Annotated in this window: 12 protein-coding genes; 9 read left to right on the top strand and 3 right to left on the bottom strand. The window is 74.8% G+C overall.

Features of this window, described 5'->3' with window-relative positions; all coding sequences use genetic code 11:
- Positions 1–48: 48 nt before the first annotated feature.
- From ACFP3U_RS05525 to ACFP3U_RS05515, 3 genes are all read left to right on the top strand, one after another.
- On the top strand, positions 49–708 hold the full coding sequence (locus ACFP3U_RS05525) for a TetR/AcrR family transcriptional regulator (protein ID WP_380224049.1): 660 nt from the start codon (positions 49–51) through the stop codon (positions 706–708).
- A gap of 143 nt (positions 709–851) precedes the next feature.
- Positions 852–1,079, top strand: coding sequence for a DUF3107 domain-containing protein (locus ACFP3U_RS05520; RefSeq protein WP_380224048.1), 228 nt, complete (start codon positions 852–854; stop codon positions 1,077–1,079).
- A gap of 199 nt (positions 1,080–1,278) precedes the next feature.
- Positions 1,279–1,611 carry a hypothetical protein gene (locus ACFP3U_RS05515; protein ID WP_380224047.1) on the top strand — a complete coding sequence of 111 codons (333 nt, stop codon included), beginning with the start codon at positions 1,279–1,281 and terminating at the stop codon, positions 1,609–1,611.
- Positions 1,612–1,678: 67 nt separating this feature from the next.
- Here the strand turns inward: ACFP3U_RS05515 and ACFP3U_RS05510 are convergent, their stop codons facing one another.
- Complete coding sequence (locus tag ACFP3U_RS05510; protein WP_380224046.1) at positions 1,679–2,410, bottom strand: ferritin-like fold-containing protein; 732 nt, start codon at positions 2,408–2,410, stop codon at positions 1,679–1,681.
- Between the two features lie 653 nt (positions 2,411–3,063).
- Here ACFP3U_RS05510 and ACFP3U_RS05505 point away from each other — a divergent pair.
- The 5 genes from ACFP3U_RS05505 (at position 3,064) to ACFP3U_RS05485 (ending at position 8,401) form a co-directional block, all read left to right on the top strand.
- Entirely contained in the window at positions 3,064–4,788 is a 1,725-nt protein-coding gene (locus ACFP3U_RS05505; protein ID WP_380224045.1) for a DEAD/DEAH box helicase, read from the top strand.
- 131 nt (positions 4,789–4,919) lie between these two features.
- Positions 4,920–5,831, top strand: a complete 912-nt coding sequence (locus tag ACFP3U_RS05500; RefSeq protein WP_380224044.1) for an alpha/beta fold hydrolase — start codon at positions 4,920–4,922, stop codon at positions 5,829–5,831.
- Between the two features lie 406 nt (positions 5,832–6,237).
- Entirely contained in the window at positions 6,238–6,384 is a 147-nt protein-coding gene (locus tag ACFP3U_RS05495; protein ID WP_093860651.1) for a hypothetical protein, read from the top strand.
- A 389-nt stretch (positions 6,385–6,773) separates the two neighbouring features.
- A complete protein-coding gene (locus ACFP3U_RS05490; protein WP_380224042.1) occupies positions 6,774–7,412 on the top strand; it encodes a DUF6758 family protein in 639 nt (212 codons plus the stop codon).
- A gap of 128 nt (positions 7,413–7,540) precedes the next feature.
- Positions 7,541–8,401: a PHP domain-containing protein gene (locus ACFP3U_RS05485; protein ID WP_380224041.1), complete on the top strand. Its 861-nt coding sequence runs from the start codon at positions 7,541–7,543 to the stop codon at positions 8,399–8,401.
- A 72-nt stretch (positions 8,402–8,473) separates the two neighbouring features.
- Here the strand turns inward: ACFP3U_RS05485 and ACFP3U_RS05480 are convergent, their stop codons facing one another.
- On the bottom strand, positions 8,474–9,115 hold the full coding sequence (locus tag ACFP3U_RS05480) for a suppressor of fused domain protein (RefSeq protein WP_380224040.1): 642 nt from the start codon (positions 9,113–9,115) through the stop codon (positions 8,474–8,476).
- A 497-nt stretch (positions 9,116–9,612) separates the two neighbouring features.
- Between ACFP3U_RS05480 and corA the strand changes: the two genes are divergently transcribed.
- The gene (gene corA / locus ACFP3U_RS05475) at positions 9,613–10,737 is read left to right on the top strand and encodes a magnesium/cobalt transporter CorA (protein ID WP_380224039.1); all 1,125 of its coding nucleotides are present in this window, start codon (positions 9,613–9,615) and stop codon (positions 10,735–10,737) included.
- A 70-nt stretch (positions 10,738–10,807) separates the two neighbouring features.
- On the opposite strand, the gene ACFP3U_RS05470 is transcribed toward corA, so the two are convergent.
- Complete coding sequence (locus tag ACFP3U_RS05470; protein ID WP_380224037.1) at positions 10,808–11,788, bottom strand: DMT family transporter; 981 nt, start codon at positions 11,786–11,788, stop codon at positions 10,808–10,810.
- Between the last annotated feature and the right edge of the window lie 104 nt (positions 11,789–11,892).

The raw sequence follows: 11,892 nt of genomic DNA, 5'->3' as shown, positions 1-11,892 counted from the left end.
AATCGGTCGTCCTGCCGACCCCGTACGACCCGTGAAGTGAGGAGCGCCGTGACGGCCATCCAGGAGGCGCAGGAGCGCCCGCGCGGTGCCCGCCTGCCGCGAAGCGCCCGCCGTGAACAACTGCTCGGTGCCGCCCAGGAGGTGTTCGTCGCGCAGGGTTACCACGCGGCCGCCATGGACGACATCGCCGACCGCGCCGGGGTGAGCAAGCCGGTCCTGTACCAGCACTTCCCCGGGAAGCTGGAGCTCTACCTGGCGCTGCTGGACAAGCACTGCGACGCCCTGGTCGACTCGACCCGCGAGGCGCTGGAGACCACCACCGACAACAAGCTGCGGGTGGCGGCGACCATGGAGGCGTACTTCAACTACGTCTCCAGCGAGTCCGGCGCGTTCCGGCTGGTCTTCGAGTCGGACCTGACCAACGAGCCGGCCGTGCGCGAGCGCGTCGAGCGGGCCGCGGAGGCCAGCGCGACGCTGGTCAGCAGGGTGATCCAGGAGGACACCGACCTGCCGGAGTCGGAGTCCAAGCTGCTCGCCGCGGGCGTCTGCGGCCTGGCCCAGATCACCGCCCGGTACTGGCTGTCGCAGGGTCTGGAGATCCCGCGCGACGAGGCGGTCCGGCTGGTCGCCAGCCTGGCCTGGCGCGGGCTGAAGGGCTTCCCGATGCACCCGAACACGGAGTCGCCGGAGGCACCCGCCGCCGAGTGATCCACGGACCTTCGCCTCGGCACTGATCCGGTGCTCGTCCGGTGCTCTATGGTGAAGCCGTACGGCGCGGCAGCCGAGAACGCTTGTCCCAGGCGGTCCGGTGCCGCGCGTGGATGGCTGCAACCCCGGAGGGACGGAAGCCCGTGGAGGTCAAGATCGGCGTGCAGAACGCGCCGCGCGAGATCGTGATCGAGAGCTCGCAGACTGCCGAGGAGGTCCAGGACGCGGTCGCCAAGGCACTGGAGGGCACCGCGAAGCTCTTCACCCTGGCCGACGAGCACGGGCGTCGCGTCATCGTCCCGGCCGAGCGCCTGGCGTACGTGGAGATCGGCGAGCCGGCCGCGCGCAAGGTCGGTTTCGGCACGCTCTGAACCGTGGGCCTCGCCCGGTGCCCCGCTCCCTCACCCGAGGGGGCGGGGCACCGTCGTTCCCGGACGCCGTCGGTCCCCGGCGGCGTGAGCGACGTGCCGGGGGTGCCGGGGGTGCCGGGGGTGTACGGACGGGACGGCCGGGGTACGGCGTCAGTGCGGCCGGCCACGTGCCGCACACCCGTACCCCGGGGAGGCATCCTTGCTGGTCGAGACCGTCGCCTTCGCCCTCGTCGGCCTGATCGTCGGCGCCGCCGCACTGGCGTCGTTGCCCGCCTACTTCCCGGCCGGCCGGGCCCTGCCGCTGGGCACGGCCCTGGGCTCGGCGCTGCTCGCCGGGGTGGTCGCGCACTTCGCCCTGGACGGCCGGTACCCGGCGGCGAGCATCGCGATCTCGGCGGTCGCCTCGGCCTTACTCACCTCGGTGCTGGCCCGGCCGGACCTGGCCGCCGGGCGGGCGCCGGCGCACCGCCACCGCCAACACCGGGCGGGCGCCCACCGCGCGGGGGCGCACCGGCGCCACCGGCCCGCCTGAGGGTCCGTCCCGCTCGGCCCGCGCCGAGCAGGACGGGGCCGTGCGGGACGCGGCAGTGCCGGCGGGATCAGGACGCCAGGCCCAGGGCGGCCATCCGCCGGGTGTGCGCCTCGGTGATCCGGTTGAACATCTTGCCGACCTCGACCAGGTCGAAGCCCTGCACCTGGACGCCGCCGACCAGCAGGTTGGAGAGCGCGTCCCGCTCGGCCACCACCCGCTGGGCCTGGCTGAGCGCCTCGCCCATCAGCCGCCGGCCCCACAGGGCGAGCCGGCCGCCGGCCCGCGGGTCGGTCTCGATGGCCCGGCGGACCTTGTCGACCGCGAACTGCGCGTGGCCCGTGTCGGACATCACGCCGAGCACGAGGTCGCGGGTGTCGTCGTCCAGCCGGACGGCCACCTCGCGGTAGAAGTCGGTGGCGATGGCGTCGCCGACGTAGGCCTTGACCAGCCCCTCCAGCCAGTCCGAGGGCGCGGTCATCCGGTGGAACAGCTCCAGCGGCTCGACGAACGGCCGCATCGACTCCTCCGGGTCGGCCCCGATCTCGGTGAGCCGGTCGTGCAGCCGCTGGTAGTGCTGGAACTCGGCGGTGGCCATCCGGGCCAGCGCCGCCTTGTCCGCGAGGCCGGGCGCGAGCTTGGCGTCCTCGGCGAGCCGCTCGAAGGCGCTCAGCTCGCCGTACGCGAGGGCGCCGAGCAGGTCCAGTACGGCGGCCCGGTATCCGGGGTCGGCCGAGCAGGCCGCCCAGTCGCCGATCGAGCCGGCCGCCACGTCGTCCTGCGTCTCACCACGGTTCTCCATGACCCGCACCTTAGCCCCGGTCCGTCCCGGGGCACCTCTCCCACCGCTGCGACCTGCGATGTCGCCCGCGTCACGTGTTCGAGTCGTCGGGTGACTGTATGGTGGTACGGAGGCCCGTCGTGCTCGCACGGTGCCACCGACGTCTCGGTGCGCCTGGCAAGCCCGCTCCGAAGCGCCACCGTCCCCCCGGACGAGTCGCGCGGGAGCCGGGTACTCAACGTACGCGGATGCCCGGTCGGAGAGCCGATCGGCTCCGACCATGGCTTGGACTTCAAGCCTTGGCACCGCATCAGTGGCCGAGCGAGGGCCGCCGAGACCGCGCCAGCCGGCGCAGGTCCCGCGCAGGTCCCTCACGGGAATCCTCCCCGACGCCGCCGGCGACGCGCCCCCTTCACCGGGCCGCGCACCGGCCGGCCGCAGGGACCGGCGCGGTTGTGCGTCCGCGCAGCTGCATTCGAGGCCGTCCAGGCCCGTACGCAGCCGCGCGGCTGCCCGCCCGCCGCTCGCTCTCGGCCCCTCCACACGGAAGAGGCAGCACCCTGTCCACCACCGCTGAACCCACGAAGACCACGTTCCGGGACCTGGGGATCCTCCCGGAGACCGCCGAGGCCCTTGAGTCCGTCGGCATCGTCCACCCCTTCCCCATCCAGGAGATGACCCTGCCGGTCGCGCTGACCGGGCACGACGTCATCGGCCAGGCCAAGACCGGCACCGGCAAGACCCTCGGTTTCGGCCTCCCGCTGATCGAGCGGGTCGTCGTGCGCGCCGACGTCGACGCCGGGCGCGCGACGGAGGAGCAGCTCTCGGAGTCCCCGCAGGCGCTGATCGTCGTCCCGACCCGCGAGCTGTGCACCCAGGTCACCAACGACCTGCAGACCGCCGGCAAGGTCCGCGACGTCCGCGTGCTCGCCGTCTACGGCGGCCGTGCCTACGAGCCGCAGGTCGAGGCGCTGAAGAAGGGCGTCGACATCGTCGTCGGCACCCCCGGCCGACTGCTCGACCTGGCCGGCCAGAAGAAGCTGAACCTCTCCACGGTCCGCTCGCTGGTCCTGGACGAGGCCGACGAGATGCTCGACCTCGGCTTCCTGCCGGACGTCGAGAAGATCATCACCATGCTGCCGGCCAAGCGGCAGACCCTGCTGTTCTCGGCGACCATGCCGGGCCAGGTCATCAACCTCGCCCGCCGCTACATGAGTCAGCCGACCCACATCCGCGCCGCCGCGCCGGACGACACCGGCACCACCGTGGCCAACATCGAGCAGCACATCTTCCGTGCGCACTCGCTGGACAAGGTGGAGATGGTCTCGCGCATCCTGCAGGCCGACGGCCGCGGGCTGGCGATGATCTTCTGCCGGACCAAGCGGACCGCCGCCGACGTCGCCGACCAGCTCACCCAGCGCGGCTTCGCGGCCGGCGCCGTGCACGGCGACCTCGGGCAGGGCGCCCGCGAGCAGGCGCTGCGGGCGTTCCGCAACGGCAAGGTCGACGTGCTGGTCTGCACCGACGTCGCGGCCCGCGGCATCGACGTCGAGGGCGTCACGCACGTGATCAACTACCAGTGCCCGGAGGACGAGAAGACCTACCTCCACCGGATCGGCCGCACCGGCCGGGCCGGCGCCTCGGGCACCGCGGTCACCCTGGTCGACTGGGACGACATTCCGCGCTGGCAGCTGATCAACAAGGCGCTGGACCTGCCGTTCAACGAGCCGGAGGAGACCTACTCCACCTCGCCGCACCTGTACGAGCTGCTGAAGATCGCGCCGGGCACCAAGGGCATCCTGCCCCGCTCGGAGCGGACCAGGGCCGGGCTCGGCGCGGAGGAGGTCGAGGACCTCGGCGAGACCGGCGGGCGCGGTTCGCGCACCGGCGGTCGCGGCAAGGGCGGCCGGACCTCCGGCCCCGCCGCCGTCGCCGAGCCGGCCGCGGCCGAGGAGAAGTCGGCCCGCAAGCCCCGTGAGCGCCGGCGGACCCGCCGGGGCGGCTCGCTCGACGGCGCCCCGGGTGCCGCCGACGAGGCGCCGGCCGCCACCGAGGCGCCCGTCGCGTCGCAGGCCCCGGCCGTCGAGGGCGCCGAGGACGCCGCGGCCCCGCGCCGCCGTCGCCGCCGCTCGCGCGGTGCGGCGTCCGGCGAGGGCACGGCCACCGAGGTCGCCACCGCCGTCGCGGAGGCCGCCGTCGTCGAGCCGGCGGCCGAGGCCCCGGCCGCCGTGGAGAAGCCGAAGCGCACCCGTACCCGGGCGAAGGCGAAGACGGAGGCTCCGGCCGTGGCCGAGGCGACCGCCGCGGCGCCGGCCGAGGGCGCCGCCGAGGCCGCGGCCCCGCGCCGCCGCACCCGGACCCGCCGCCCGGCCGCCGCCGAGGCGACCCCGGAGAGCTGACCCGCGTTTCCCCCGCAGGGGCGGTCCGGACCTCCGGACCGCCCCTGCGGCGTCCGCGCGCCGTGATCCGCAAGACACGCCCTAAGCTCGGGGTTCCTCGCCAGTTCGCACCGGTCGCCGGAGGTCCGTCCATGAGCACGCCGCCGTTCCTCACCCTCCCGCCCGGTGCGCGGGCGCTGCGGCTGGTGACGGCCCGCGGGGAGTTCGCGGCGCTGCGGGCCGAGCCCGTCGGCGCGGCGCGCGGCTCGGCCCTGCTGGTGCCCGGCTTCACCGGCAGCAAGGAGGACTTCATCGCGCTGCTGGAGCCGCTCGCCGCGGCCGGCTACCGGGTGACCGCGGTGGACCAGCGCGGCCAGTACGAGACGGGCGGGCCGCACGACGACCCGGCCGCCTACACGGTGGCGGCGCTGGGCGCGGACGTGCGGGCGCTCACCGCGACCCTCGCGGCCGAGGACGGGACCGGGCCGCTGCACCTGCTGGGCCACTCCTTCGGCGGCCAGGTGGTCCGCGAGGCCGTCCTGGCGGAGGCTGCGGAGACGGCGGCAGCCGGCCCGGGCGCCGCGCGGCTGCCGTGGGTGTCGCTGACCCTGATGGCCACCGGCCCCGGGGCGATCGACCCGGCCGAGGCGAAGCGGACCAGGCTGCTGATCGACGTGCTGCCCACGATGAGCCTGGAGGAGATCTGGCAGGTGATCCAACAGATGGAGGAGGGCAGCGGGGACCGCGCGCGCCGCCCCTCCCCCGAGGTGGCCGCGTTCCTGCACCGCCGCTGGCTGGCGAACGTGCCGCAGGCGCTGATCACCGCCGGCGGCCATCTGGTCGCCGCGCCGGACCGGGTGGCCGAGCTGGCCGCGACGGTCGCCGCCGGACTGCCCGCCCTGGTGCTCTCCGGCGTCCGGGACTACGCCTGGCCGGTTCCGGAGCAGACCGCGATGGCAGAGCGGCTGGGCGCCCGCCGGGTGGTCGTCGAGGACGCCGGTCACTCCCCCAACGCCGAGCAGCCGGCCGCCACCGCCGAGGCCCTGCTGGCCCACTGGGCCTGACGGGCCGCCGACCCTCCCGCACCCCCGAATCGGGACCCCGCCGCGCGGGCCCGCGCGGGCTCCTGGTACAAGGGGGCGACAAAATTCGTTAGTTGCGGTAATATTTGATTAGGTCCTGGAAACATCGTCGACAGTGCCGTCGGCGCGTCGCCGGCGCGACCCTTCCGAAACCAGGACTTCACCGACGGGCAACGGCCCGGTAGCAGCGCCGCCACAGGCTGGTACAGCAGGGACACCGACGCCCTTGGCAATCAGGGGGGAGCCCTCTTTGCCGCGAGAGCAGCTGGTCGGCGACTCGACCCGAGACGAATCGGTCCGAGGCGCCTCGACCCGACAGACCCCGAACGGGCTGATACCCGCTCAGCCACGACCGCCCCGCCCCGCGGGGCCAGGAAAGGAGACGCCCATGCGCTTCGAAATTCTCCGACTGGACGACGCCCACGGCACCGCCACCGACCGCCTGATCGCCGACGCCGAGACCGTCCGCGAGCTCGTCCAGGCCGCCGCCCGCACCGGCGAGCGCCTGCTCATCCGTCCGTGCCCGGCCGTCTGACCGGGCCCGGCGCCACGGAGTCCCCGCACTCCCCCGCCGCCGAGGAGCCCGGCGCGTCCGATCCGGACGTTCCGATACCCGACTGACGCCCCGTCATCGCCGCAGCGACGACGGGGCGTCAGTGCGTCCGGGCCCACCGCCGCGGCCTCCGATCCGGACCTCGACCCGGCTCCCACCCGAACGCCGCTCGAACGGCACCCCGCCGCCGCGCCCCGGCGCACACCCCCGACGTTTGCCGCCGCCCCCCGCTGGACATTTCCCCACGGGAGCCGCCCGCACCGCGCCCACCCCGCGCCAGGCCGGCACCCGCCACCGACAGGTGCCGCGCCGCCCTCCGTACGGGTGATCGTCCTTGACGCGGCCGTCCGGAGGGAGGAGCGTTGTCGGCTATGAGGGGCGAGCCCAGCTGTCCGAGGTGCGCCGGTCGGGTCCGCGCGCCCGGTCTGTTCTCCGACACCTGGCAGTGCGACCTGCACGGCGCCGTGCACCCGATGCAGCCGGTGCTGCCACCGAGTGTGGAGGCGCTCGGCGTCGCCGTCGCCCGGTCGCAGGTCCCCGTCTGGCTGCCCTGGCCGCTCCCCGTGGGCTGGCTCTACACCGGCATCGCGCACGTCGGGGACGACGTCTCGGGCGCCCGGGCCACCGCCGTCGCCTGCTCCGGGCCGGCCCCGCTGGGCGGCTTCGGCGAACTCGTGCTGGTGGCCGAGGAGCTGGGCGTGGGCCTCGGTGCCCGGTACGCGGGGCTGTCCGGGCCGGACCCGGGCGAGTCGGTGTCCCTCTACAAGCCCGCCGACGCCAAGCTGATGGCGGCCGGCCGGCCGACGCCGATGTTCCACGTGCCGGACGCCCCGGCGGACCGCGCGGTGTTCGTCGGCGAGGCCCGCGGCCTCTGGCTCTGGGCGGTCGCCTGGCCCGAGCAGTCGGCCCTGGTGATGTACGACGAGCTGGTGCTGACGGACCTGCGGGAGGCCGGCGCCGAGCTGGACCTGCTGCCCTGCGGGGCCCTGTCGCCCCAACTGCTCGGCTGACCCCCGCCGGTCCGCCCGGCCCCTCACCCGCGGGCGGCGGCCGCACTATCCTGGGCGGCAGCCACCGGCCCGCCGGGCCGGCCCCCAGCGCCGCCCCGCGCGGCGCCGACCTTCGAGGAGCACCGCCCGTGCGCATCGACCTCCACGCCCACAGCAACGCCTCCGACGGCACGGACACCCCGGCCGAACTGGTGGCGGCGGCCGTCGCGGCCGGGCTGGACGTGGTGGCGCTGACCGATCACGACACGGTGGCCGGCCACGCCGAGGCGGCCGACGCGGTGCACGCCCTGCCCGCCGGCACCCGGCTGACGCTCGTCCCGGGCGCGGAACTCTCCTGTGTGGTCGACGACATCTCGATGCACCTGCTGGCCTACCTGTTCGACCCGGCCGAGCCCGCCTTCGCCGCGGAGCGCGAGCTGGTGCGCACCGACCGGTTCCGGCGCGGCCGGGCGATCGTCGAGCGCTGCCGTGAGCTGGGCGCGGAGATCAGCTGGGAGCAGGTCCAGCGGATCGCCGGGGCCGGTTCGGTGGGCCGTCCGCACATCGCCAGCGCGCTGGTCGAGGCGGGCGTGGTGGCCTCGGTGTCGGACGCGTTCACGGCGGACTGGCTGGCCAACGGCGGGCGGGCGGACGTCCGCAAGCACGAGACCGACCCGGTGACGGCGGTCCGGCTGGTCCGGGCGGCCGGCGGGGTCCCGGTCTTCGCCCACCCGGGGGCGGACAAGCGCGGACGGACCGTCTCCGACCAGGTCATCGCCGACCTCGCGGCGGCCGGGCTGGCCGCGCTGGAGGTCGACCACATCGACCACGACGAGCCCACCCGGGAGCGCCTGCGGGGCCTCGCGGCCGAGTTGGGGCTGCTGACCACCGGCTCCAGCGACTACCACGGCGGCCGCAAGACGGTCCGGCTCGGCGAGCACACCACCGATCCGGCGGTCTACGAGGCGCTGGTGGGCCAGGCGACCGGCGCGAAGCCGATCGGCGGCTGAGCACGCTGCCCCCGCCCGCCGGTCCGGCGCGCGCGGGGCGCTGACGCCGGTTCGGGCGGGGCGCCCGGCCGGTCAGTCCAGGCGGACGCCCCGGCGCTCCGGGTCGCGCAGGTCGGTCCCGTACCAGAGCCAGCGCTCCTGGAGGGCCTCGGCGCCGTGCACCCGCTTCCAGCCGGCCTCGTTGGGGGTCATCGGCAGCAGCGGCAGGAAGCGGACCGGATCGGCCGGCGCGTCCAGCTCCAGGTCCTCGACCAGCCCGCCGGGCTCGGCCGCCAGGACGGAGGTGAACGGCGCGCCCTCCCACAGCGGGGCGCCGAGGTCCAGCGAGCCGCCGGGCGCCACCACCAGTCCCTCCACCTGCGGGGTCGCCGCGAAGGTGGCCAGCGGGCGGAGCACGCCGTCGCGCCCGCCGCGGACCGTCAGCACGAGTTCGGCGCGCGGGCCGCGGACCTGGTCGGCGACGGCGGCGCTCGGGTCGGCCATCGGCGCGGCGGACATCCCGAGGGTGGCGTAGCGGACCAGGCCCTCGGCGTCGGGGCCGAAGCGCAGCACCTCGATGCGGTCGGTGCCGAGGAAGGTCACGGCGGCGCGGCCGCTCGTCTCGCCGAAGGTGGTGAGCAGCCTGGCCTCGACGGCGGCCAGGACCGCCGCCCGGGAGGGGCCGTGCGCGCTGCCGCCGGAGGGGTCGCCGAAGAGCGGGAAGTCGTGGGCCATGCCGGTGAGCGTAACCCGCGCGCCGCAGGCCGTTGGCACGGCCTTTACGTGAACGCGGGCGCGGCGGAGGCCGATCGGATGTTAGTGTGAGCGACTGGCTACCGGGGAATTCCCCTTCCTCCGGGGCAGCGGCGCGAAGGAGGTGGTTGCGGTGGATACCAGCCGACCATGCAGTACCGGCAGCTCTACCCGGCCCGGACGCCTTCCCCGTACCCCTCGACACACGGGCTGAAACAGCGGGCTCCGGAAACCTCGGCAGTGCCGAACGGTTTCGTCACCGGCGCGCTGGACCCGCCCGCCCCGTGCCGTCGGCACGCGGCCATCCGGTCCGGCCGGGAGAGCACCCCCACCGACGTCAGGTCGTTCCGTTCCGCGTGCCCCAGCAAGGCCGAGGAGCGACCGCAGGCGCCGGATTCCATCGGTGTTCCTCCGCCGTCGCACCGCGGCCACCCGTCACCACGCCGTCATGCGGCGGTTCCTGCCCAAGGGAGCCTGCCATGTCGATGATCAACAGCCTGCGCGCAGCCGTCCGCACCAACCGCCGCCGAACCGCGGCGGGCCTGTTCGACACCATCCACCCCGGTGAGACGCCGTCGGCGGTGGTGGACTGCGCGGTCTACCAGCACGGCCGGCGCCACGGCGAGACCTGCAGCCCGCGCGAGGCGGCCCGGCTGGTCAAGGCGTCCAAGCAACTGCCGGACGGCGACGGCTCGTTCAGCTGGATCGGGCTGCACGAGCCGACCGAGGCGGAGTTCGAGGGCATCGCCCAGCGCTTCGGGCTGCACCCGCTGGCGGTCGAGGACGCGGTGCACGCGCACCAGCGGCCGAAGGTCGAGCGGTACGACGACGTGCTGTTCGCCGTCTTCAAGACGATCCGGTACGTCGACCACGACCAGCTCACCCCGACCAGCGAGGTGGTCGAGACCGGCGAGCTGATGGTGTTCGCCGGGCGGGACTTCGTGATCACCGTGCGGCACGGCGGGCACAGCTCGCTCAAGGAGCTGCGGCACCGGCTGGAGGCCGACGCGGACGGCACGGGGCTGCTGGCCAAGGGCCCGTCGGCGGTGCTGCACGCGATCGCCGACCACGTGGTGGACAACTACATGCTGGTCGCGGACCAGTTGCAGACCGATGTGGACGAGATCGAGTTCGAGGTGTTCTCCAACCGGGGCGGCCGGGGCGCGGACGTCGGGCGGGTCTACCAGCTCAAGCGCGAGGTGCTGGAGTTCAAGCGGGCGGTGGCGCCGCTGCTGCGGCCGATGCAGCAGCTGTCGGAGCCGCTGCAGCGGCTGGTCGACCCGGAGATCCAGAAGTACTTCCGGGACGTCGCCGACCACCTGGCCCGGGTCACCGAGCAGGTGCACGGCTTCGACGAGCTGCTGAACTCGCTGCTCCAGGCCAATCTGGCGCAGGTGTCGGTGGCGCAGAACGAGGACATGCGCAAGATCACCGCCTGGGCGGCGATCTTCGCGGTGCCCACCATGATCACCGGCGTGTACGGGATGAACTTCGACTACATGCCGGAGCTGCACCACCGGTACGGCTACCCGATGGTGCTCGGCAGCGTGGTGCTGATCTGCATCGGCATGTACCGGGGCTTCCGCCGCAACGGCTGGCTGTAGCCGGGGCCCGACGGCGAGCCCCGGCGACAAGGCCCGGCGACAAGGCCCGACTACACGGCCTGGCCCGCGGCTACCGCCGGTCGGCGCGGGCGACCAGGACGAGGCCGAGCAGGACCAGCACCACCGCCGGGTAGGCCGCGGCCGGCGGCCACTGGCCCAGCCAGAGCGCGGCGATCAGCGCGGCGCCCGGGGTCTCCAGCAGGATCGCGGTGGAGGTCACCGAGGGCCCGAGGGTGCGCACCACCCGGTTGCTGAGCGAGTGGCCGAGCAGCTGGGCGGTGGCCATCAGCAGCACGATCTGCCACCAGACCCCGCCGGACCAGCCGGACAGCGGCGTCCCGGCGACCAGGCAGACCACCAGCAGGACGGCGGCCGCGGTGGCGTAGCAGACCAGGGTGTACGCGGTGGTGCTGACGGTCCGCCGGACCTCCGCCCCGAGCAGCATGTACCCGGCGGCGGCGAGGCCCGCGCCGAGCGCGAGCGCGTCACCGGCCAGGGCGCGCGGCGAGAGCGAGAGGTCGACGCCGGTGAGCACCAGGACGCCGGCGAAGGCCACCACCGTGCCGATCCACACCATCCGGGGCGCCCGTACCCCGAGCAGCCGCATCAGCACGATGGTCCACAGCGGGGTGGTGGTGACCAGGGCGGTCGCGGAGGCCACCGAGGTCATCCGCAGGCTGGGCATCCACAGCGCGAAGTGGACGGCGAGCAGGACGCCCGCGGCGATGGCCAGCAGCAGCGCGCGCCGGGGGACGGCCCGCAGTTCGGCGCGGTGGCGCAGCAGCGCGTAGGGGCCGAGGACACCGACCGACATGACGTTGCGCCAGAAGGCGATGGCCAGGGCGGGCGCGGCGGTGGCGCTGATCAGCGGGGCGGAGAGCGAGATGGCGCCGACCGAGACGGCGAGCAGCACCAGGTCGGTCCTGGGGAGGGGGCGCCCGGGGGCGGCCGGCGTCCCGGCGGTGGGGTCGGGAACGGGGACGGCGGCGGTGACGGCGGCGGTGACGGCGGCGGTTTCGGCGGCGTCGATCTCGGGCCGGGCGGCGGGCACGGCACTCCTCTACATCTGGTCGGCGGTGCGGGGCGCTCTTACCGTAAGGCCCATGGGGCCGTCATGGAACTGTCGCCCGAGGCGCGAGACGCCGCCCGCCCGAC

It is taken from the genome of Kitasatospora misakiensis (genome assembly GCF_042656005.1).
GTDB lineage: Bacteria > Actinomycetota > Actinomycetes > Streptomycetales > Streptomycetaceae > Kitasatospora > Kitasatospora misakiensis.
Note: the sequence above shows the minus strand (reverse complement) of the source record. Positions and strands in the feature narration are given on the sequence as shown.